Genomic DNA, 23662 nt, shown 5'->3' with positions numbered 1-23662 from the left:
ATGATTGAAATTATGAAATACGCAAATTATATTTCCGGTATGCTTATTGCCATACTCCTTTTCCCATTCACGTCTTGTACAGGCAACTTTGATGACCTGAACACCGACCCGGACGCGGCAACAAAAGCAACGTCCACCCTGCTCGCCACCGGAGCCATCATGGGCATTGTCAAGCAGCCAACGGCAAAGTCGTTTGTACAAAACCAGTTCTATAGCAAGTATCTTGGATGGGCTGAAGGGTTTGAGGATGCACAGTACAACGGTTTCGGCCGTGAGAACTTTGATGGATATACACGCCTGAAAGACTACCGGCTTATGGGAGATTTGTCCAATCCGCAGGATTCTGCGGCCTACCGTGGCCTTGGCCTCTTTCTCAAGGCTTTCCTGCTGTTTAACTATACCCTTAACGTGGGTGACATTCCATACAAGGACATCCTTCAGGGGGCCAACGGACAATTCACGCCAAAATATGACACGCAGAAAGACGTTTTCATCTATCTCCTCAAGGATCTTGACAGGGCTTATGAGCTAATGTCAGGAGCAACTGACTTCACCGGTGACCCTGTCCTTGGCGGCAAACATGCCAAATGGGCCAAGATTATCACCGCACTGGAGCTCAGAGTGCTGATAAACCTGTCAGGGAAAGTTGACGACAGTGACCTTAACGTCAGGCAGAAGTTCGCCCAGGTTGTCGCAAGGGGCGACCTGATGGAATCGAATGATGACAATCTTCAGCTGGTGTTCTCGTCCAAAGAAGGACAGATGTATCCGTTCAATCATGCCCAGAACAAGTTTACGCTGTATCCTATCGTGTCCACTACACTGATAGACATTCTGCAAAAGAATAAGGATTACCGCCTCTTCTACTATGCGGCCCCGTCGGCGGCAAAACTCAAGGAGGGGTTGAAAGAAAACGAATGGGAAGCCTATCCGGGCATAGACCCTTCAGAGCCTCTCGACTATTTGAAAGACGTTCTTAGCAAGGGGGAGCACTGTTCACTTAACGACCGCTACATGTATTATACCCCGGGCGAACCATACATCGTCGTTGGTTACGCCGAACAGAACTTCATTCTCGCCGAAGCGGCATTGAGAGGCTGGATACCTGACCCTGTGACATATTACAAGCGAGGCATTGAAGCCGCCATGCGATTTACGGCAGACCATACACCGGACGACGCGGCATACAACCACGGTATGAAAATAACCGACGAGGTAATCACCAACTTTCTTAATCGTGAAGCAATACAGTTAACGGGCGATTTCCAATCTGACCTCAGGAAGGTTATGGAACAGAAGTATGTTTCCGAGTTCATGCAGTTAGCGTACATTCCTTATTATGACTACCGCCGTACCGGTTATCCTGATTTCCCCATAAACCCGGAAACCAATATGAACTCTGACCAGCCCACGAAAATACCGCTCAGATGGCTTTATCCTACATCAGAATTTGACCATAACAAGAAGAATGTCGAAGAAGCCATCCAAAGACAATATAATGGCGATGACGACGTTAATGCAGTAATGTGGATTTTAAAGTAAGTGGCATGAGAACAATGATTATTCTGATACTGGCCTGTTTTTTCAGGATGGCGGCACAGGCCGTTACCTTGAGGTTTTTTGAAATGAACATATGGCAGGAAGGTACAATGGTGAAGGGCGGCTTTAAGGGCATAGTCGACGAAATAGTCCGTTCCAATGCCGACATCGTCGTGCTCTGCGAGGTGAGGAATTACAACGGGGTCCGCTTTACTCCGAAGTTGGTCAAGGCACTTGAAACCAAAGGTGTGACTTATCATGGCAACGACTCAACCAACCTTGATGTTGCCGTCTTGTCCAAAGGCCCCATCTCGGAGCAGACAGAAGTGTTTTCCTCCGGCGGTTCCATTCTCAGATGCATAACCTCTGTTTTGGGCCAGGACGTTGCCGTTTATGCTGCCCATCTCGATTATACAAATTATGCATGTTATCTTCCGCGTGGATATGACGGTGTAACCTGGAAACCTCTTGACGCTCCCGTAACGGACAGCAAGCTGATTAGCCAGGCCAACCGCCTTTCGACACGTGACGAAGGCATACGTGCCTTTCTGGATGCCTCGGGGAAAGATATTGCTGCCGGAAGGTTTGTCTTTCTGTCGGGAGATTTTAATGAACCGTCACATCTGGACTGGAAGCCGGCGGTAAAGGAATTCTGGGACCATCACGGTGCCGTTGTGAAATGGGACTGTTCATCCATGCTCTACCGGAATGGCTTTAAAGATGCTTACCGAATGGTTCACCCCAATGTAAAGTCCTGTCCAGGGTTTACTTTCCCGGCCGATAACAATTTGATGCCGGTGTCTCGCCTTTCGTGGGCCCCGAAAGCTGACGAGCGTGACCGCATAGACTATATTTATTATCGTGCCAACAAGCGCCTTCGTCCTGTAAAGGCCGTGGTTGTAGGCCCCCGGGGGAGCATTGTGCGCAGCAAGAGGGTAATGGAGGAAAGCAATGACGAATTCCTCTTACCCGCTGGCGTATGGCCTACCGACCATAAAGCTGTGCTCGTGGATTTTAGCATCAAATAGGAAATCGGCCAAATAAAAATGCGGCGTAATGGCCATTGGGCAGGATGGAGTTTCCCTGCACAGTGGCCATTACGCCGCATTTTCATGGCTGCCTGAGCAATTCATGACTATAATACCACCATCCTTTTAGACACTCGCACTTTGTTAAAATGAACAGACCCGTTAATGCGAAAAGAGCTGATGGCTTACGAAAAAGTAATCCAAGTTAAAGATAATCTGTATAAAGAATCAACAGAAATATATGCGTTCTGAAAAATTGTTGCTAATTTTGCTGGTATGAACACACTATCGTACTCGTTAGGATAATTAAGAATGCTAATAGATATGCTCTGGCTGAAAGATAACTTTCAGACCTTCAACACCCGCTATTTCGAGAACGGGCTCCCAGAACCGCGCTTTTTCATTGGACGCTCAAAGTCGCAACTCGGCTCCTTAGCCTGCCAGCACGGCCTTGTGTGGGGTCGTCGGTTCTTTGGAAAAGGAAAATCCGCCGACGCTTTCACACTTTCTATCAGTAATTACTACGACCAGACAGAATACCAGTTCCGCAATGTTCTGCTGCACGAAATGATCCACTTGAGCATTGCCGTCAGCGGTGTCAAGGACACATCGCCTCACGGCGTGGTGTTTCGTGGCATAATGGCAAGACTGAACCGTGACGGATGGCACATTCAGGTGACAACGAGAATGCAGGGCACAAGAAAGGCCTATACGGGATCGGAAAACGTCATCAAGCAATATCTGGTGCTTGCCATTGAGACGTCCGACGGCAAGCACTTCCTCTCATCCGTCAATCCCAAGTTCGCCAAACAAATCGACAACCGCCTCAAACAAGTACGCGAGGTAACTGCCTTTCATTGGTTCACGACCGACAACCGCTGGTTCGAGGATATGCCGCGCGTGCGCTCACTCCGTGGACGCCTCACCGATTCAGAAACCTTTGATTGGCTCACCAGTACGATGATACCACTTTAGAGGGACGGCTGAGGATTCATCAAAAATACATATCGGCCATTTGCTAAAAATGAGAAAAAATCGTATCTTTGCAACATCAACAGCCAATCAATAAGCTGGCAATAAGGGAAAGCTATGATAGACAGGCAAACGGCAGAAAAAATCAAGGAAGCAGCCAACATCGTGGATGTGGTGTCTGAGTTCGTCACGCTGAAAAAGTCAGGAGCCAACTACAAAGGTCTCTGCCCTTTTCACAATGAGAAGACGCCATCGTTCTATGTATCACCTGCGCGTGGCACTTGCCATTGCTTCGGCTGCGGCAAAGGCGGCAATGCCGTGTCCTTCATCATGGAGCACGAACAGCTCACCTATCCGGAGGCACTGCGCTGGTTGGCAAAGAAATATCACATTGAGATTCGTGAACACGAACTGACTGACGAGGAAAAGGAAGAGCAATCGAAGCGTGAGTCGATGTTCATAGTCAACGAATGGGCCGAGAAGTATTTCGAGGACCTGCTCCACGACCATCCCGACGGCCAGGCTATCGGCATGCAGTATTTCCGGTCACGCGGCTTCCGCGACGACATCATCCGGAAATTCAACCTCGGTTACGATCTCCCCGATCGCTTTCTGCTTGCCTCTGCCGCCAAGCAGAAGGGTTACAAGGCGGAGTTTCTCGTTGCTACAGGACTATGCTATCAGACAGAGCTCGGCGAGCTGATCGACCGTTACGCCGGCCGTGTCGTCTTTCCCTGGACAGGAGTCAGCGGCAAGGTGGTAGGGTTCACGGCGCGCGTGCTTGACAAACGCACAAAAGGCGTCAACCAGAAATACGTTAACTCACCCGACTCTGAGGTTTTTCATAAGGACCACGAGCTCTATGGCATTTGGCAGGCAAAGCGCGCCATTGCCAAAGAGAATCGCGTGTATATGGTAGAAGGGCAGGCAGACGTCATCTCCATGCACCAATGCGGAATAGAGAATGTCGTGGCCAATTCGGGTACGGCCTTGAGCCTGCATCAGATACACATGCTACACCGCTTCACCTCAAACATCACTCTCATCTACGATGGCGATGCAGCAGGCATTCACGCCGCCCTCCGGGGCACTGACATGTTGCTCTCCGAAGGCATGAGTCTCAGAGTGCTGCTTCTCCCCAACGGACAAGACCCTGACGAGTTTGCCAGAAACCACACTGCCGAAGACTTCCGCAACTATATAGAGGCGCATCAGGAGGACTTTATCCAGTTCAAGACTCACCTGCTGCTCAAAGATGAGGCTGACCCAAAGAAACGGGCCGACGCCATCAATTCCATTGTAGGGAGTATCTCTGTAATCCAAGATCCCATCCTGCGCGACACCTATCTCCACGACTGTTCGCAGCGTATCGGTATTTCCGAGGCTACGCTCATCAATCGCATGAACGCATTTATAAGAAGTCGCGCTAATAGCTTTTCATCAACCCTCACTAATGATCGAAGCGGCACCAATGCTTCCAGCGACGCTGAAGACGGGTCCGTCAGCCCTTTCCCCTCCCCCATTGGGGAAATCCGAAGCGAGTCTTCTGACGGAGTTTCCACTCCCTCTTCCCTCCTCATGCGTCTTATAGTCAAGCATGGAGAATGTGTTATATATAATAATGTGGAGGATGATCAGGGACAACACCATGATCTCACGGTGGCACAAGTAGTAGCTTACAGTCTTGCCGCAGACCGGCTCTCACTGGGTAACACACTATTCGACCGCATGCTGCAGGAGGCTTCACAGCACAGCTTAAACCCGCAATGGAAAGCCGAACCTTACTTCCTGCACCACGACGACATTGAGGTGTGCCGTGCAGCTACAGAGCTGTCGGCAGATAGCTACCACGTCACGAAGCAACGGGAGGGAGGCCCTCAGAACAAGGAAGCCCTGCTGCAACGAGAAACCAATGCAGTCGATGCCCTTAAAACACAGACCGAACATTTGCTGCTCGACTTCCGCAAAGGATATGTAGAACTACACCTCAAGGAAATCCAGACTGAGATGGCGAAGGTGGGCACCAATAAAGAAAGACTCAAACAGCTGATGACCGAATACAAGGACATGCAGCAGATACGCAATGCTCTGGCGAGGCAGTTAGGAAACAATATCATCCTGTAGGTAATCCAAAAGAAGAAACATTATTTTTACCGATAATGCTATTTTCTCAATTATTCTTACTATCTTTGTGGAAAAATACGATGGCATGCCATGCAAAACCTTGAACATATTTCTTCCGTCCTGCTATGCTTACTCACCATAGCGTTGGCAGCATGGTGGATACTGCGGCCTCGCCTCAAGTGGCCGCTGTGGCAGATACATGCCACAACAACACCCCAAAGAATCTTGAGCCAAGCCCTGCGGCGGATAAATGTCAGTCCCGAATGGCAGAAAGACAATGACAAACTTATAACGCACTATGCCTATCAAGGCGGACACTTCAATATCACTTTGGAGAAAAACAGTCCTTATGTACGGCTCACCTATCTCTATTTTTATAAGACCGATATGGACAGGCTGGACGACATCCGCCTCGTGTGTAACCTCTGCAACCTCAACACCGACGCCTGCCGTATCGTCTACACTATCGACGAGAAGGAGGGGAAAGTGGATATCCATCTCATCAGCGTGCTCCCCATCAGCTATGAAGATATGACCCATACGATAGAACGCGTCATGAATGATGCGTTCAGATGGCAAAATACTTTTTCGAAGAAAATCAGCGAATTAGGCCGGAGCAAAGGCATGGATGCTGAAAAACTACAGGCCAACTATAGCCGCGAGCTGGAAATCATCCGTGAGCGAGAGATGACACATCAGGAAGAAGGTCCGGATTGGCATGAGACGAAGGCAATACCCTACAGTATGCGTGACCTACTCAGCGTAGCGATGGGACTCTCCGACATTATCCCCACCAACATGACGGTGACAAAAGGAAACATGACCATGGCAGTTTCTGATCCGGACAGGATTCTTAACCTAAAGGTTCAGGAAGTCCTCATAAAAGAAAACGCCTTTGAGAATAAGTCTGCTGTTGCCAAACTCGACTTCTACGATCCGCGCGACCTGTTGAAAGCACGGCATCTGCTCATAGACTTTGAGGCTGAAGAGCAAACACCAGACACCCTCTATTATCGGGTCACTCTGTCACTTTCTCCATTATCATTGACAGAGAATATAGACGAAAGCGCTGCTCAACGACAAAAGTTGATGAGCAGCATATTACTCGGTTATGACCTTACCCCCTCTGCTGAACGCATTGCTCATTTCAGATATGTGTGGAAAGAAGCAATGAGCAAAATCAGGAATGGAGAACAGGATAGCATGACCGATGAGGAGAAAACACTTGCCAAGATGCAGGACAGCCACATGGCAGAAAACTTCTACAATGGTCACCATCTCTTTCTACATAAACGTTTCTATGAGGCATTACGGTACCTGACGGATGCATACCGAGAAATGACGACGGGCTTTCCGCGAATTGAGAGCACCTCTAAAAGCATCATCGATGAGATAGCCTATCTCATTGGCTGCTGCTACATGAATCTGCGCCAATATGAAAAGGCATGTTACTATCTGCAGATGACATTGCCTTCAACACATCAGTCTTACTTGGAGGCTTACATCAATTGTCTGGTCAATGGTAAGGATTTTCGTGCGTTAGACACGATCAATACGCTCCTCACCAATCTTGACATGATGCTGAAAAGCATGGATATGGACAACGGAGAGGAGGAAGGGCACCGTCAGGGTCCATCAAGGCAACAGATAGAGCGGTTTGTCGCCTTCGCCAATAGGAGAAAGGCATATCTCCTTGTCAGCATCGGACGCTACGGTGAGGCCGAAACCATACTCAAGAAATTGCTTGACGATCCGGAGAACAGCGACTTCGCCCTCAACGAGCTTGCTTATATACAGAAAAACAAAGCGAAGAAATAAGATACACCATAATAACTATATCATTCAGATCGTTATGTATTATATCGAGAAATCATTTGAAATATCAGCTTGCCATCACCTCATCCTTGACCACGGAAGCAAATGCGAGAACATCCACGGCCACAATTGGCAAGTAACGGTTTATTGCAAGTCTGAGGAGCTTGACAACAACGGTATGGTGGTGGACTTTACACTCATCAAGAATAAAATCCACGGACGCCTCGACCATCAGGACTTAAATCAAAAGCTCGACTTCAATCCAACGGCAGAGAATATCGCCAAATGGATCGTAGACGAGATTCCACACTGCTATAAAGCAAGGGTAGCAGAGACAGCAAGCAACGTGGCTATTTACGAGAGATGAGCAAGACCTATCGCGTCAACGACATTTTCTATTCGCTGCAAGGCGAAGGCCGCAACACCGGCAGGGCCGCAGTGTTTGTCAGATTCAGCGGTTGTAATCTCCGTTGCCCATTCTGTGATACAGACTTCACAAACTATGAAGAACTGACGGCCAGCAAGATTCTCAGCAGGATGAAAGAGCTGTCATACCTTTGCACGGAAGGGATGCCGATGGTGGTGCTCACAGGAGGAGAGCCCACCCTGCAAGCGGACGAAGCACTCATCGATTACATCCACGCAGCAGGTTTCTCCTTTGTCGCCATGGAAAGCAATGGTACTCATGAGCCACCAAAGAATCTCGATTGGCTGACAGTATCGCCCAAGGGAAACGTCACCATTAAGCATTGCAATGAGCTAAAGGTGCTCTTCGATGGCAGCACTGATCCCCAGAGATATGAAATCAATGCCGGTCTCTATTATCTCCAGCCACTTGACAGTGGTGAGAAGAAAGTGAACGTTCGTATCATGCGACAATGCGTGGACTATATCATGCGGCATCCACAATGGCGGCTCAGCCTTCAGACCCATAAGCTCATTGGGGTAAAATAATAGATAACCTACATAAAGGTCTACGAAAGATTGAGATATTTCTATTGGCTCATATATGGCATTTATGTCGTCATCGACATTGTGGTCATGCTGAAAGTTGTCATGGACAACCGCCAGCCTGCCAAGACTATGGCATGGATTCTTGTGCTGTGGGCATTGCCTGTGGCTGGAATTATTCTCTATTTTTTTTTCGGACAAAACACGCGCAAGGAACGACTTATTTCTGAGCGATCTCTTAGCCAACTGACGAAGCGATCGATGCTTGAATATATCGAACAGGAAGGACTTCGACTTCCAGAATCACATCGCCCGCTGATGATGCTGTTCAAAAACCAAAGCATGGCGCTCCCCTTCAAAGATAATGAAGTGGAGCTTTACACTTCCGGCTATCAGTTTTTCCCTGAACTGTTACATGAAATCCGCCATGCCCAATCACATATCCACATTGATATATTCATTTTCAACAATGATGAGCTCGGAAGGCTTATTGCTGACGCGCTCATTGAAAGAGCCGAACACGGTGTTGAAGTGAGGGTGATTTATGACGATGTGGGCTGCTGGAAGGTGAAGAACTCCTTCTTTGAGCGCATGCGTAATGCAGGAATTGACGTACACCCATTCATGCCGGTAAAGTTTCCCGCTTTTACATCGAAAGCTAACTATCGCAATCATCGCAAGATCATCGTTATTGACGGGCGGATCGGATTCATTGGTGGTATGAATATCGCGACTCGTTATGTGAAAGGCACCGGTACCCAGGCCTGGCGTGACACGATGATGCGCATTACGGGTGGAGCTGTCTACGGTCTCCAGCGGGCATTTCTCATTGACTGGTATTTCGTGGACCGCACTCTCATTACAAGCAGGGACTATTATCCTCCTATTTATCCGACCATCAGCAACAACAGTATCGCACAGGTCGTAACCAGCAGTCCCGTAACCAAGTGGCCAGACATTATGCAGGGCTATGTCCGTATCCTCCTTGAGGCCAAGCGATATGTCTATATGGAGACACCTTATTTTCTTCCTACCGAGCCCGTGTTCTTCGCCATGCGAACAGCCGCTTTGGCCGGTGTCGACGTAAGACTAGTTATCCCCATGCACGGTGATTCGAAAATTGTGGAATGGGCAAGTGTGAATTATGTGTTGGAGGTAATGGAGGCTGGAGTGAAAGTCTATCTTTACGAGGCAGGATTCAATCATTCCAAAGTCTTGGTTAGCGATGACAGTATCTGCTCATGCGGAAGCACAAACGTCGATTTCCGCAGCTTTGAGCACGATTTCGAGGCAAATGTCTTCCTTTACGACGAGGGGCTCGCTTTGCGCGTAAAAAAGATGTTTCTTGATGACCAGTCAGAAAGTCGTCTTTTCTCCGACGTTTTCGGCAGCGCGCATTTCCCGTTTATAAAAAGGCTTTGGGCAAGTATTGTAAGGCTTTTAAGTCCGCTTTTGTAATTTTTTTCGTAACTTTGCACCAAGAAAAACATGTTGAGATGAAATCCAAATTAAACCATACGTATATCCTCTGCGGATGCGTCTTAATGTTGGCATTACTCTGTATCCTGAGCATCGGCTCGCCTATCCGTTTCGACAATCAAAGATCAAAAAGAGAGAAGGCTGTGAAAGTGCGGTTGATGAGCATTCGCTCAGCTGAGGAAAAGTACCGAACACTTCACGGCGTATATGCGACAACATTTAGAGATCTTGTCGAGAGCGGTCTTCTTAGCGATTCAGCAGCTTACATCCCTTACAGTGGAGGTATGTGTTTCACGTTGACAGCTACCACACTGCCTGGGAAGGGCGGCGGAAAAATCCCCGTCATGGAGTGCGGTGCCACTTACAGTCAATACTTGCAGGGACTTGATAAGACCAGTATTGCAGACCTCACAGAAGAGGCCAATGTTAACGGGAGATTTCCAGGGCTTAAAATCGGAGACATCAATGTACCCAACGATAATGTAGGGAATTGGTGACGTCTGAATGAATGATTCCAAGAGATGAATAACGAACAATATATCAATCGCCGGATAACTATCAGAGTCTCTTCTGAGTCGCTTGCCATTGCGATTCCGGACAGTAATGACCGTACTAAGGGCTCATTTTTCAAGTACATCTCAAAGAGTGGCATTTCTGTAGCTGCCAATCTCCGAGATGCCTTCAAGACTGTAGAATTACTCAAAGAACCCGTGACAAATGCTAAAGTCCTTATTGACAGTCCTACCCTGCTCATCCCTTTGGATGAATATAAAGAGAGTGACAACGAGACACTCTACATGCATTCATTCCCCTCAACAGAGGGGAGCATCGTCCTTAGCAATGTATTGCCCGACTTGAATGCTGTAGCCTTGTTTGCTGTCAACCGTGATTTAAAACTTGTCATTGAAGACCATTACGAAAACGTGAGATACCTCCACCTCATGCAACCGGTGTGGGACTACCTCCATCGCAGAAGCTTTCTGGGAAACCGCCGGAAACTGTATGCGTATTTTCATGATGAGGCACTGGAGATATTCAGCTTCGAACGTAACCACTTCATATTTTTCAACCGTTTCAATGCGCGCTCTCTAAAGGACATGACCTATTTTATACTCTTCGTTTGGAAGCAATTAGCCCTTGACCAACTGCATGATGAACTCTTTCTGGTCGGAGCCATTCCCGATAAAGAGAACTTGCTCAAGGCTCTTCGCATTTATGTCCAGATGGTAGCAGTAATCGGCACCTCAGCAAGTTTCAACAATGCGCCACTGACACAAGAGAAGGGAATTACGTTTGACATGATAACCGCACTACTTGCATGAGAATCATTACCGGACAATATAAGGGACGGCATTTCTCCATCCCCCGGACATTTAAGGCGCGTCCTACCACAGACTTTGCCAAAGAAAGCATCTTTAATGTCCTTAACGGCTATCTCGATTTCGATGGCATCGCAGCCCTCGATCTGTTCGCAGGAACTGGAAGTATCTCGCTCGAGATGCTTTCACGCGGTTGTAGACCCGTGGTGAGCGTAGAAGGAAACAGAGAACATGCCGCATTCATCACACAGTGCATGAAAAAGATAGGCACCACCGATCATATACTCATCCGAGGGGACGCCTTCCGTTTCCTGAAGAAATGTCACGAGCAGTTCAACTTTGTTTTTGCAGATCCACCCTATGCATTGGATGCTCTTGATACTATCCCCAGTCTCATCTTCCAATATCAGTTATTGAAACCGGAAGGCGTTTTAGTGCTTGAGCATGGCAAAAACTACAACTTCTCTGAGGAACCACACTTCATTGAGCACCGGAGCTATGGGAGCGTCAACTTCTCATTATTTAGATGAAAACACACGAATTTGTTGACCGCATCATTGGCAACTTCGGCTTCACTCCGACTATCGACCAACAGAATGCTCTCAACATCTTCGCCCGTTTCCTTGCGGATCGTACCCATAATGTGGTAATGGTGATGAGAGGGTCTGCCGGCACGGGGAAGACATCTCTTGCCTCAGCTATGGTCTATACGTTGCATTCCCTTGGGCAAAAACTTGTACTCATGGCACCAACAGGCCGTGCCGCTAAAGTATTCTCCCTTGATAGCGGGATATCCGCCTCAACTATCCATCGGACCATCTATCGCGAAAGGAGTTTTACGGGTATCAATGGAAGTTTTGAACTCAACTTCAACGTTCATAAAAACACACTATTTGTCGTCGATGAGGCATCGATGATCGGCAATGGCACTGCTGGCGAGTCTGGATTTGGCTCCGGCAGTGTACTCTATGATTTGTTGCGCTTCGTCTATAACGGAAACAACTGCAGACTTATGCTCATAGGTGATAAAGCTCAGCTGCCGCCCGTGGGCGAAGAGGAGGCTGCGGCACTGTCGGCCCAAGAGTTGGAAAGTTATGGCCTTCATGTCTATCAATGCGACCTCGACACAGTACTCCGACAAGGCCAGCACTCCGGAATCCTTTTTAATGCGACCATTATCCGCAAAATGATCACTCACAACGAACTGACACAATTACCCAAGATACGTTTTACCGGATTTGCAGATATTGTCCTTCTGACAGGCAATGAGCTCATTGAAAGTCTTGCTTCGAGCTATAGCCAAGTAGGAACTGACGAAACCATTGTCATCACGCACTCAAATAAAAGGGCCAATATCTACAATCAAGGCATCCGCAACACTATTCTTGACCGAGAAGAGGCACTTTGCCAAGGTGACATGTTGATGGTAGTGAAAAACAAATACATTAGTAATGAGAACCGTGAGGCGAATGCTTCCAAAGAAATCTTTATTGCCAATGGCGATCGTTGTATGGTACGACGCGTAAGCCATTTCATGGATCTATATGGTTTTCATTTTGCGGATGCCACGCTTCTGTTCCCCGACTTTGATAATTACGAACTCGATACCAAACTTATATTGGATACACTCACCAGCGAAGCTCCTTCATTGTCCAGAGGCCAAAATGAGCAGCTGTTCAATGCCGTGATGGAGGATTATCAAGATATCTCCAGCAAGCTCGACCGCATGAAAGCACTCAGGAAGAACAAGTACTTTAATGCTTTGCAGGTGAAGTTCGCCTATGCGGTCACCTGTCATAAAGCCCAGGGCGGACAGTGGCGCCATGTCTACCTCGACCAGGGATTCATGACCAACGACATGCTGACACCCGATTATATCCACTGGCTCTACACTGCGTTTACAAGAGCAAAGGAGAAACTTTTTCTTGTCAATTGGCCCAGGACACAGATTGAAGACCCATAGACTTGTTCTTCAACCAGTTTATGCACAATACACCATTATTTGTGCAAAAAGGGACTGTTTTCATGCCTTTTCTTTGGTAGGGAAGTAAAAATATAGTAATTTTGCCTCGTCTTTTAAGGCGTAACTCATAGAGTATAACACAATTATATTATAAAGATTACATGAAATTGAACATTGTAGTACTTGCCAAGCAAGTACCCGACACGCGCAATGTCGGTAAGGATGCCATGACAGCAGAGGGCACGGTGAACCGTGCGGCGCTGCCTGCCATCTTCAACCCTGAAGACCTCAACGCGTTGGAGCAGGCACTACGCCTGAAAGATCAGGATCCGGAGAACGTACACGTAGGTGTTGTCACGATGGGTCCTCCCCGTGCCGGCGAGATCCTGCGTCAAAGTCTCTACCGTGGCGCTGATGAGGGTTGGCTGCTTACTGACCGCAAAAGCGCGGGAGCCGATACCCTCGCCACGGCTTACTTCCTTTCCAAGGCTATCGAGAAGATCAACAAGGACATCTTCCATGTCGACCTCGTCATCGGTGGCCGTCAGGCTATCGACGGTGATACGGCACAGGTCGGACCTCAGGTAGCCCAGAAGCTCGGTCTCAATCAGGTGACCTATGCAGAAGAGATTAAAGAAATCAAGGACGGCAAGGCTACAATCATGCGTCATATTGATGGCGGCGTGGAGACCGTTGTGGCTCCGCTGCCGGTGATGGTAACCGTGAACGGCACGGCAGCTCCCGCACGCCCCTGCAATGCCAAGCGCGTGATGAAATACAAATATGCTACCTGCCCCATGGAGCGCAAAGGTGACGAGCCTTGGACGGCACTCTATGAGACACGTCCCTATCTCACACTGGGCCAGTGGAGTATTGCCGACTGTGGTGCCGACTGCGAACAGTGCGGTCTGGCAGGATCGCCCACAAAGGTGAAGGCAGTGAAGAACATTGTCTTCCAAGCAAAGGAGAGCAAACAGCTTACTGCTTCTGACAACGATGTAGAGAGCCTCGTGAAAGAATTGTTGGAAGAGAATATTATAGGATAATTTAGAAGTTCAGAAGTTCTTTATATAAAAATGAACAACGTATTTGTATATTGCGAAATAGAGGGCACCACCGTTCAGGAAGTGTCACAGGAACTGCTCACCAAGGGCCGTAAGCTCGCCGATACCCTCGGTGTGGAACTTGAGGCCGTTGTGGCAGGCACCGGTATTAAAGGCAAGGTGGAAGACCAGATCCTGCCTTATGGTGTCGATAAACTCTTTGTTTTCGACGGTGAGGGCCTTTCCCCTTACACGTCTGCACCCCATACAGATCTTATTGTCAATCTCTTCAAGGAAGAGAAGCCGCAGATCGCTCTCATGGGCGCCACAGTCATCGGACGCGACCTCGGCCCCCGTGTGTCGTCCTCACTGACCTCAGGGCTCACTGCCGACTGCACACAGCTCGAGATCGGCGACTACGACGACAAGAAGACCGGCAAGCACTACGAGAACCTGCTCTATCAGATCCGTCCTGCCTTCGGCGGCAACATTGTGGCAACGATCGTCAACCCCGACCATCGTCCGCAGATGGCTACCGTGCGCTCCGGCGTCATGCAGAAAGCGCTTTATGAAGGCAAAGCCAAAGGAGAGGTCGTCTACCCGAATCCTAAGAAGTATATTAATCCTCTGTCTTACGCCGTTCAGGTTATTGACCGTCACGTGGAGGCAGCCAAGAACAACCTTAAGAGCGCCCCCATTGTTGTGGCAGGTGGCTATGGCATGGGATCTAAAGAGGGCTTTGGCATGCTTTTCCAGCTCGCCAAAGAACTTCACGGTGAGGTTGGCGCAAGCCGTGCTGCAGTGGATGCAGGATGGGTTGACCACGACCGCCAAGTTGGACAAACAGGTGTCACTGTTCATCCGAAAGTCTATATAGCCTGTGGTATCAGCGGACAGATCCAGCACATCGCCGGCATGCAGGATGCAGGTATCATCATCTCTGTCAACAGTGATCCGGATGCTCCCATCAACCAGATCGCCGACTATGTCATTACTGGCACCGTAGAAGAGGTCGTACCGAAACTCATCAAGTATTACAAACAGAATTCTAAGTAAAATAGAAGTTCAGAACTTCTTTTATTATGATTGAAGCAAAGAAATTACAATATTATCTCGACTCGCCTCTGATGAAGCGCATTGTCGAGCTCAAGGAACGCGATTTCACCGACAAGGATCAGTTTGACTATGCTCCCGTTTCCTATGAGGATGCCATTGAGAACTACAAGCGCGTCGTTGATATCACCGACGAAGTGGCACAGAATATCATCGAGCCCAACTCAGAGAGTGTGGACCTCGAAGGCCCGCATCTCGAGAACAACCGCATGGTCTATGCCTCCAAGACCTATGAGAACCTGGACGCTACCCGTAAAGCCGGCTTATGGGGGGTCACTATGCCGCGCCAATTTGGCGGACTGAATCTCCCTATGACTGTCTTCTCCATGCTGTCAGAACTGGTGTCGGCAGCTGATAGCGGTTTCCAGAATATCTGGTCACTGCAAAGCTGCATCGACACGCTCTATGAGTTCGGTACACCTGAGCAGCAGGCAAAATACATTCCCCGCATCTGTGCCGGAGAGACCATGTCGATGGATCTCACTGAGCCCGATGCAGGTTCTGACCTTCAGCATGTTATGCTTAAGGCGACACAGGATGCCGACGGCACCTGGAGACTGAATGGAGTGAAGCGTTTCATTACCAATGGCGATTCAGACATACACCTCGTTCTTGCACGCTCTGAAGAAGGAACGCGCGACGGGCGTGGCCTCTCAATGTTCATCTACGACAAACGCGACGGCGGCGTGGACGTGCGCCACATCGAGAACAAGCTTGGCATCCATGGCTCCCCTACGTGCGAGCTTGTCTATAAAAACGCTAAGGCAGAGCTCTGTGGTGAGCGGCGTCTCGGCCTCATCAAGTATGTGATGAGCCTGATGAACGGTGCCCGTCTCGGCATCGCTGCCCAGAGCGTAGGCCTCCAGCAAGAGGCATACGACCAGGCCTTGGCTTATGCCCGCGAGCGCAAACAGTTTGGAGAAGCTATCGTCAACTTCCCCGCTGTCTACGACATGCTCTCACGCACAAAGGCCAAGCTTGATGCCAGCCGCGCCATCCTCTACCAGACATCGCGCTATGTCGATATCTACAAGACGCTCGGAGATATCTCGCGCGAACGTAAGCTCACTGCCGATGAGCGCAAGGAAATGAAACAGTACAGCCGTCTGGCCGACGCTTTCACTCCTCTGGGCAAGGGCATGACTTCAGAGTACGCCAACCAGGCTGCCTACGACTGCGTGAGCGTGCACGGCGGTTCCGGATTCATCATGGAATACAAGGCGCAGCGCCTGCTCCGCGACGCCCGTATCTTCTCCATCTATGAGGGTACGACACAGCTGCAGGTAGTGGCAGCCGTCCGTTACATCACGAACGGTACATACCTGAATATCATGAAAGAGATGCTGACCGATGAGGTTTCCGAAGCTGTCGAACCGCTTCGTGGCCGAATTGTCAAGTGTGTGGATCTCTACACTGAAGCTGTGGAGAAAGTCAAAGCTGACGAGAATCAGGAGGAGCATGACTTCCTGGCACGCCGTCTCTACAATATGACAGGCGACATCATTCTCTCGCTTCTGCTCCTCCGTGACGCCACAAAGGACGCCGGGGAGTTCGAGAAGAGTGCCAACGTCTTTGTCCGCATGGCTGAGGAAGAGTGCATTGGCTCGCACGCATACATTATGAATTTCAAGGCAGATGACTTGAAGAACTTCGTCGCAGAGTAAGCAAGTCGAAACACGTTATCATAGACTTACTATAAAAATCACACTGGCTTTCTGCCAGTGTGGTTTTTTGTTAGTTACAATTCATTTATCTGACAGAGTAGAAAGCGCATCATAAAATAAACACTCCCATAAGTATGATGTATGCAAAGTTTTCCTTAATTTTGTAGGAAAATACGGGCATACATGGAGACGAATAGAGAACTACGGGAAGCATGGGAGTTTATAGAGCATACCGGCACCAGCATCTTCCTTACTGGAAAGGCTGGTACAGGGAAGACCACCTTTCTGAAGACTATCAAAGAAAAATCTTCGAAGCGCATGATTGTCGTGGCACCAACAGGTGTGGCGGCCATCAACGCCGGTGGTGTAACCATCCACTCTTTTTTCCAGTTGCCCTTCACTCCGTATATTCCTGGTGCAACCATTCGTGACCGCTATGACTTCTCCAAGGCAAAGCGCCGTATCATCGCCTCACTGGACATGGTAGTGATTGACGAGATCAGTATGGTACGCGCCGACCTGCTGGATGCTGTCGATACGGTGCTGCGCCGTTTCCGTGACGCTTCACAGCCTTTTGGTGGCGTGCAGCTCTTGATGATAGGTGATTTGCAACAGCTCACGCCCGTGGTGCCGCCACAGGAGGAACACATCCTCAGCCAATATTACGACACACCCTATTTCTTCGGAAGCAAGGCACTGAGGCAGATCAATTATGTCACTATCCAGCTCACACACGTCTACCGGCAGCATGACCCCACATTTATCAATATCCTAAACCACGTACGCGATGGCAAGCCGACATCGGAAGATTTAAATAAGCTCAACTCACGCTGCAATCCCACCTTCATTCCCAAACGGGAAGACGGGTATATCCGCCTCACCACGCACAATCGTATGGCTGACAGCTACAATGAGAGCGAACTCTTGAAACTCCCCGGGCAGCGCTACAGCTTCCATGCCGAAGTGAAGGGAGAGTTTCCAGCCGCCAGCTATCCGGCTGAAGAAATCCTACTGCTGAAGTTGGGAGCGCAGGTGATGTTTATCAAAAACGATCCTTCCGTCAAACATCAATATTTTAATGGCAAGATAGGCCATATTGTAGCCATTGATGCGAAGTCCATCTCCGTGAAGTGTCCAGGCGACAGTGAAACCATCAATGTGGAGCAAGATGAATGGGAAAATACCAAATACGCCATCAATCCAGAGAAGAAGACCATAGAGCCACAAGTAGCAGGTACCTTCAAGCAGTATCCTCTGCGATTGGCATGGGCCATCACCATTCACAAGAGCCAGGGTTTGACGTTCGAGCATGCCATCATCGATGCCGGCTTTTCGTTTGCCTCTGGACAAGTCTATGTGGCGTTGAGCCGCTGCAAAAGCCTTGAAGGCATGGTACTCGCCTCACGCATCGGTGCCAGCAGCATCTTCAACGATCCACGCGTGGCCAACTACATCTCACACCAACAGCAAATGACAGAGGAAAGCATCAGCCGACTACCTTCACTCAAGGAGGACTATTTCAAAGAGCAACTCCTCGATATGTTCAATTTCAATCTCCTCTTTAGTGCCGAGCAGATGCTTAACCGCACCATGATAGAATATTTCAGGACCTTCCCACGACTATGCGACTATCATCGCACAGTGATGGAGACTGTCAAGAAGAAAGTCATTGACGTGGCCTACAAATGGCTCAGTGTCATCCGGAAAACCATGACTGAAAACCTCCATACAGAGACTTTTCTAAGACGCGTACAAAGTTCAGCTGACTATTTCGCGGCAGCACTGAAGGAGCAAATTCCCGACTTGCTCGAAAAGACAAAGATGGTAAAAGGAAAGAACAAGCAAGGAATGGAACAGCTTGAAGAACGCTATAAAGAGTTCTGGCTGCAATATCTCTCCAAAGAGAAAATGCTGGATGTAATGGCAGAAAGCCCGTTCAGTGTGGCCGCGTATCTTCACAAGAAACAGGAAGCCTTACTGGATGCTATGGATACCATTGACCCCGCCAACAAACGACCACGCTATAAGTTCAAGAGCACTGTTGAGAACCCATATGCCGAAGAGCCCGATCCTGAAAGAATACAGGAAAATCGTCTACGAAAGACGCAGAAGACGCAAAAAAATAAAGATTCGCAGAAGCACACGACGAAGAAAGGAGAGTCGGCCAATGTATCTATAACCATGTTCAACAGTGGATTGCAACCAGATCAGATAGCTAAGGAGCGCGGACTTGCAGCCAGTACAATCATGGGGCATCTCGCCCAAGGTGTCAAGACGGGCAAGTTAAGTGCTGACAAGATTATTCCAGCCGAACACGTACGCGCCATCCGTCATGCTTTCTCACAGTTTGAGGAGTATGCTGCCGTTGATGAAATCCTCGCCAAGTGTCCTAAAAGCATCTCCAAAGAAGAGGTCTACTTCATGCTAAACAGCATGAAATAGATATTGACTAAAGCTTTCCGCCCCCCCTATTTTATTGTTTCAACCTTAGCTCTAAAGAAAAGGCAATTATAATCATATTGTCTCACGTAGTGAAATGGGGAACTCATTTCAAGACCGGCAAGGAGCGCTGGATCTTGAATGGAATAAATTCAGAAACCATCAAGGACTGCTATAAAACTATACACGCAGCATCTCTCTGCAAGTCACCTATAACTTCAATGCCAAGCGTAGCAAGTATAAGGGGACAGGTGCCGGAAATGAGGAGAAGAGCCGACTGACTGTATCTGAAAGACAGGACGGCACCCCATTGATGGCTCGGGTATCAGTGCAGGGTAGGGCCCTGTGCCCTACCTCAAACAATGTCTCAACCGATGAAATCATTATCTGAGGTAGGGCACAGGGCCCTACCCTGCACTGAAGAATGTTGCAACCAATGGAAAGAAAATGTTTTTAGCAGAAAAACAGTCCCTCGTAAATGTGCATTTTAGAGCAGTAAAGAAGGAGACAAAGGAAACGCAGAGCACACGGATCAGCATTCCTGTCTTAATCCGTTTCTTCCAACATAAAGATGTCTTCCACAGGTTTACCAAACACCCGTGCTATCTTAAGACTCAATACCGTGGATGGAATGTATTTGTCACTTTCTATTGCCACGATGGTCTGGCGGGAGACCCCTATCCTCGCGGCAAGGTCTGCCTGAGTCATCCTGACAATTGCTCTCTCCACCCTTACACTATTCTTCATTGTTATGCCTCCTTGACCTATAAAGCAAATACCTGAACCTCACGATAAAAATGATCAATGTTGATATCATGAATACCTCCATCAGCACCAAATAGGTTATTCCAAAGACAAACCAGGTGGAGATGATCACCAGAATAGTTTGTACACGAAGTGCCCACACAAGCGATGACAGGCGCAAATGCTCAATGTACTCGTCCTCCTGTCTCTCGCTTGCAAACGCAATCATGTACAACGAGACGAGTAGCAGACAAATGGTGATTTCGTTGAGCATACCGGTTCTTGTCCAGCTTATGATATGGTTAGCGCTAAACAGTTCTATACCAATATTCAACGTACGGAATGAGACACTGTCATCGTCAATGAACGATGTACCACAGAGTTGCAAAATACCCAAGATCAACATTGGGATGAAGATGCACCAACCAATTGCTGCGCACCTATTCGGAAGTAAATAATGCTGTTTCATAATTGATGTGTTATTTAGTGATACATTATATCTGCTTTTGTTTGCAAAAGTAATGAATACTTTTCATTATGTCAAGTTTCTAATACACAAAGAATGCTACACTTAACAATATTTATCTCCAACGAGTCTATGGGCAACAGCTCTATCATTTATCTGAGGCCGTCAAATCAGAGATGATGGGAGACCACGTCCTCTTTCATCTTGAAAGTGTTGATGATATTCCGAGAATCCTCTGCCACATTCTAAAACGGAAAAGAGGTGCAAATCATTGATTTACACCTCTTTTCTTATTAAATCTTATCAAGTATTTATCTTGTCTTACTTAACCTCCTCGAAATGCACACCACTTATAAACAAGCCGTTTGCGTGAGCGTGCTACAAATGTACTGCAATTATGGGGATAAGCAACGATAAGCAAACAGGCACTCAACGAGTGCAAAGGTAGTATTTTTTACTTGTAAATACCAAACGTATTACCGCAAAAACTACAAATAAAATACAGCGAAAACTACAAATGAAATGCCACAAAAGTTAGTTGCAGATTACCACAAAAGTTAGTTGCAAAACAGCACAATTCATAGAACTAAATATACACAAATATTAGTTTTTGCTTGCAAATATAACTGAATATCACTAACTTTGCACACATAATAAAAATACGGCTATAACATGAGTTATTCACATAGAATTGCGGACATTCAACTGGCAGAGCGTCTTGAGGCTTTTGGGGCAGTACTTATAGAGGGACCTAAGTGGTGCGGCAAGACAACAACAGCAGAGCAAATGAGTAAAAGCGTCATAAAGATGCAGGATACGGAGATGCAGGAAGAATACGCTGCAACCGCTGCTTCAAAACCATCCTTGCTGTTGTTGGGTGAAACACCTCGCCTTATAGATGAATGGCAGGACGCTCCTGTACTTTGGGATGCTGTGCGCACAATGGTGGACAAGCGTCAGGTTCCAGGACAATTCATTCTTACCGGATCTACTGTTGTTGGCAGAAGTAAGATTCATCATTCTGGTACGGGTAGGATATCACGAATGAAGATGTTGCCAATGAGTCTATGGGAATCGGGAGAGTCTAACGGAAAGATTTCACTTAAAGAATTGTTCGATAATAAAGACTTAGATATAGACGGCATTACTTCAAACATGAAGATTGAAGACTTGATTTATGCCGCTTGTCGTGGTGGATGGCCTGCATTTCTTAACATGAAGAGCGACAAGGCGAAGTTGCTGATAGCACGCAACTATGTAGATGCTATCTGTCGGGGCGATATCTCTAGGGTGGATGGCGTACAGAGGGATGAGCGGACTACTCGTGCCATATTACGTTCGTATGCTCGTAACATATCAACATTGGCAAAGAATACGGCTCTGTTAGCTGATGTTACTGTCTCTGGGGATGTTTCACTTTCTATGAGTGCGTTTGAGGATTATGTAACCTCCCTCAACAGATTGTTCGTTATTGACAATATCGAAGCTTGGTGTCCTACCGTCCGAAGCAAGACTGCAATTCGAAGTGGTATAAAACGGGCTTTCGTTGACCCATCCATTGCAATTGCAGCTTTAGGACTTTCTCCGGAAGCATTGATGACGCAGCTCAAGACCTTTGGCTTTATCTTTGAACAGATGTGTGCAAGAGACCTTCGAGCTTATACTCCAGGATTTGGCAATCATCTGTCATATTACCGCGACCGTTACGGACTGGAAGCCGACCTTGTGCTTCATCTTGACGATGGACGCTACGCTCTGATAGAGTGCAAACTTGGCAGTCGTGAAATAGAAGAAGGAGCGAAACATCTTTTGGGAATAAAACGACTTGTTCAAGAGCACAATAAAAAAGAAAAGCAAATGCCGCTTCGTGAACCAGATTTGATGATTGTTATGACGGGAGGTAGTATGGCTTACACACGTCCAGACGGAGTTAAAGTAATACCGCTTGCATGCTTAAAAGATTAAAAAGTTATGAACGACATAAGTAAAGACAAGGATCATCAAGAGTTTCTTGCTGGCATAAAAGAGTTGGCAAAGGGACTGATGCAGATTCGTGAGCGTGCTGCAATAGAATATGCTCCAGTTGTGGAGGAATTCTGCACAAGGAAACACGCAACAGCCAATGAGGTAGGGCGATGCTTGACTATCTGTTTGAGTTTGCCAATGATGAGCGCATATTGCTTATGTACAAGAAAGTGTGCCGAAGATTCGTCTATATGACTATCCCGACACCATAAGTTATTTTACATCATGGAGTACAGGAAAGAATATGACCGTGAGAGCCTTGTCGGTACTGAATATGAATATCTGCTTCATGAAGATGGTGACTTATATGACGAAGAGTGCGTGAAACAAAACAATAAAACAGAATAATATGGGAACAGCATTACTGGCACTTTGCTTTTGCGCCATGTCGATTAGGTTCATGTATGTTGGTGCTGCGTTGTCGTTGATGGCAGTGCCAATCATGAGCCATTATATTACAGGGCTGAACAATATTGTGGACGAGCTACGCTATCAAGCCGTGCTTGTCTTCATCGTTGCCATATGTTGCTATTACTTCGTCATGGCAAATATGGTAAAGTACAATGTCATGAAGAAAAAGGTGGCGGTGCTTGAAGATACTGTGGAGAAGTTGGAGTCAGAACGTGCTGCTGCCATGTCGCAAGCTGTGGATGAGGAAAGGAAACGCAAGATACAGGAAACTCTCGGTTGGTTTGCGGAAAAAATAAGCACATTCAGCAAAGAGGAACAAGAGGCTATCAATGCCTGTGCCATAACTTTTGCCGAGCGTGACCAGATAGTAATACCACAAGTGGAAATTGCCGTCAATACCAAGTGTAGTCAAGCTGACCTCATGTCTTATGCCAGTTCCGCTTTCTTCAAAAAAATAGGCAAGAGGCGGAAGGACATTGCGCAATTTCTTAGTATTGTATTCAAAGCATATTTCCCAGGTGGAGAAAGTTTCGTGTATAAGAAGATGCCAGGAGTAAAACAATAATG

20 protein-coding genes are annotated in these 23662 nt (G+C 47.7%); 19 read left to right on the top strand and 1 reads right to left on the bottom strand.

Features of this window, described 5'->3' with window-relative positions; all coding sequences use genetic code 11:
• Window positions 1-12 precede the first annotated feature (12 nt).
• The 16 genes from PREMU_RS12460 (at window position 13) to PREMU_RS12385 (ending at window position 19452) form a co-directional block, all read left to right on the top strand.
• Entirely contained in the window at window positions 13-1542 is a 1530-nt protein-coding gene (locus PREMU_RS12460) for a SusD/RagB family nutrient-binding outer membrane lipoprotein (protein WP_040559060.1), read from the top strand.
• A 14-nt stretch (window positions 1543-1556) separates the two neighbouring features.
• The gene (locus tag PREMU_RS12455; protein ID WP_007575803.1) at window positions 1557-2567 is read left to right on the top strand and encodes an endonuclease/exonuclease/phosphatase family protein; all 1011 of its coding nucleotides are present in this window, start codon (window positions 1557-1559) and stop codon (window positions 2565-2567) included.
• A gap of 324 nt (window positions 2568-2891) precedes the next feature.
• Window positions 2892-3542, top strand: a complete 651-nt coding sequence (locus tag PREMU_RS12450; protein ID WP_007575802.1) for a SprT-like domain-containing protein — start codon at window positions 2892-2894, stop codon at window positions 3540-3542.
• A gap of 114 nt (window positions 3543-3656) precedes the next feature.
• Window positions 3657-5663, top strand: coding sequence for a DNA primase (gene dnaG, locus PREMU_RS12445; protein WP_007575800.1), 2007 nt, complete (start codon window positions 3657-3659; stop codon window positions 5661-5663).
• Window positions 5664-5753: 90 nt separating this feature from the next.
• On the top strand, window positions 5754-7481 hold the full coding sequence (locus PREMU_RS12440; RefSeq protein WP_007575799.1) for a hypothetical protein: 1728 nt from the start codon (window positions 5754-5756) through the stop codon (window positions 7479-7481).
• A 34-nt stretch (window positions 7482-7515) separates the two neighbouring features.
• On the top strand, window positions 7516-7845 hold the full coding sequence (locus PREMU_RS12435; protein WP_007575798.1) for a 6-pyruvoyl trahydropterin synthase family protein: 330 nt from the start codon (window positions 7516-7518) through the stop codon (window positions 7843-7845).
• On the top strand, window positions 7842-8432 hold the full coding sequence (locus PREMU_RS12430) for a 7-carboxy-7-deazaguanine synthase QueE (RefSeq protein WP_007575797.1): 591 nt from the start codon (window positions 7842-7844) through the stop codon (window positions 8430-8432). Before PREMU_RS12435 ends, PREMU_RS12430 begins: the two co-directional genes overlap by 4 nt.
• Before the next feature lie 30 nt (window positions 8433-8462).
• Window positions 8463-9887, top strand: coding sequence for a cardiolipin synthase (gene cls, locus PREMU_RS12425; RefSeq protein WP_007575796.1), 1425 nt, complete (start codon window positions 8463-8465; stop codon window positions 9885-9887).
• A 38-nt stretch (window positions 9888-9925) separates the two neighbouring features.
• On the top strand, window positions 9926-10405 hold the full coding sequence (locus tag PREMU_RS12420) for a type IV pilin protein (RefSeq protein ID WP_007575794.1): 480 nt from the start codon (window positions 9926-9928) through the stop codon (window positions 10403-10405).
• A gap of 24 nt (window positions 10406-10429) precedes the next feature.
• Window positions 10430-11230: a DUF3822 family protein gene (locus PREMU_RS12415; protein ID WP_007575792.1), complete on the top strand. Its 801-nt coding sequence runs from the start codon at window positions 10430-10432 to the stop codon at window positions 11228-11230.
• Window positions 11227-11757 (top strand): 16S rRNA (guanine(966)-N(2))-methyltransferase RsmD, encoded by a 531-nt coding sequence (gene rsmD / locus PREMU_RS12410; protein ID WP_007575790.1) that lies wholly within the window; start codon window positions 11227-11229, stop codon window positions 11755-11757. The genes PREMU_RS12415 and rsmD overlap by 4 nt, the downstream gene beginning before the upstream one ends.
• Window positions 11754-13190 carry an ATP-dependent DNA helicase gene (locus PREMU_RS12405; protein ID WP_007575788.1) on the top strand — a complete coding sequence of 479 codons (1437 nt, stop codon included), beginning with the start codon at window positions 11754-11756 and terminating at the stop codon, window positions 13188-13190. Before rsmD ends, PREMU_RS12405 begins: the two co-directional genes overlap by 4 nt.
• Before the next feature lie 161 nt (window positions 13191-13351).
• A complete protein-coding gene (locus tag PREMU_RS12400) occupies window positions 13352-14236 on the top strand; it encodes an electron transfer flavoprotein subunit beta/FixA family protein (RefSeq protein WP_007575786.1) in 885 nt (294 codons plus the stop codon).
• Between the two features lie 30 nt (window positions 14237-14266).
• On the top strand, window positions 14267-15289 hold the full coding sequence (locus PREMU_RS12395; RefSeq protein ID WP_007575785.1) for an electron transfer flavoprotein subunit alpha/FixB family protein: 1023 nt from the start codon (window positions 14267-14269) through the stop codon (window positions 15287-15289).
• A 26-nt stretch (window positions 15290-15315) separates the two neighbouring features.
• Entirely contained in the window at window positions 15316-17010 is a 1695-nt protein-coding gene (locus tag PREMU_RS12390; RefSeq protein ID WP_007575784.1) for an acyl-CoA dehydrogenase family protein, read from the top strand.
• 183 nt (window positions 17011-17193) lie between these two features.
• Entirely contained in the window at window positions 17194-19452 is a 2259-nt protein-coding gene (locus PREMU_RS12385; protein WP_007575783.1) for an AAA family ATPase, read from the top strand.
• 543 nt (window positions 19453-19995) lie between these two features.
• On the opposite strand, the gene PREMU_RS12380 is transcribed toward PREMU_RS12385, so the two are convergent.
• Window positions 19996-20196, bottom strand: coding sequence for a helix-turn-helix transcriptional regulator (locus PREMU_RS12380; RefSeq protein WP_007575782.1), 201 nt, complete (start codon window positions 20194-20196; stop codon window positions 19996-19998).
• Between the two features lie 1135 nt (window positions 20197-21331).
• Between PREMU_RS12380 and PREMU_RS12370 the strand changes: the two genes are divergently transcribed.
• From PREMU_RS12370 to PREMU_RS12365, 3 genes are all read left to right on the top strand, one after another.
• The gene (locus PREMU_RS12370; protein ID WP_007575780.1) at window positions 21332-22624 is read left to right on the top strand and encodes an ATP-binding protein; all 1293 of its coding nucleotides are present in this window, start codon (window positions 21332-21334) and stop codon (window positions 22622-22624) included.
• Between the two features lie 232 nt (window positions 22625-22856).
• The gene (locus PREMU_RS15160; protein ID WP_156804019.1) at window positions 22857-23009 is read left to right on the top strand and encodes a hypothetical protein; all 153 of its coding nucleotides are present in this window, start codon (window positions 22857-22859) and stop codon (window positions 23007-23009) included.
• A gap of 24 nt (window positions 23010-23033) precedes the next feature.
• Complete coding sequence (locus PREMU_RS12365; protein ID WP_007575773.1) at window positions 23034-23660, top strand: hypothetical protein; 627 nt, start codon at window positions 23034-23036, stop codon at window positions 23658-23660.
• The last annotated feature ends 2 nt before the right edge of the window (window positions 23661-23662 follow it).

It is taken from the genome of Hallella multisaccharivorax DSM 17128 (assembly GCF_000218235.1).
GTDB lineage: Bacteria > Bacteroidota > Bacteroidia > Bacteroidales > Bacteroidaceae > Prevotella > Prevotella multisaccharivorax.
This window is presented reverse-complemented; position numbering and strand designations above follow the sequence as displayed.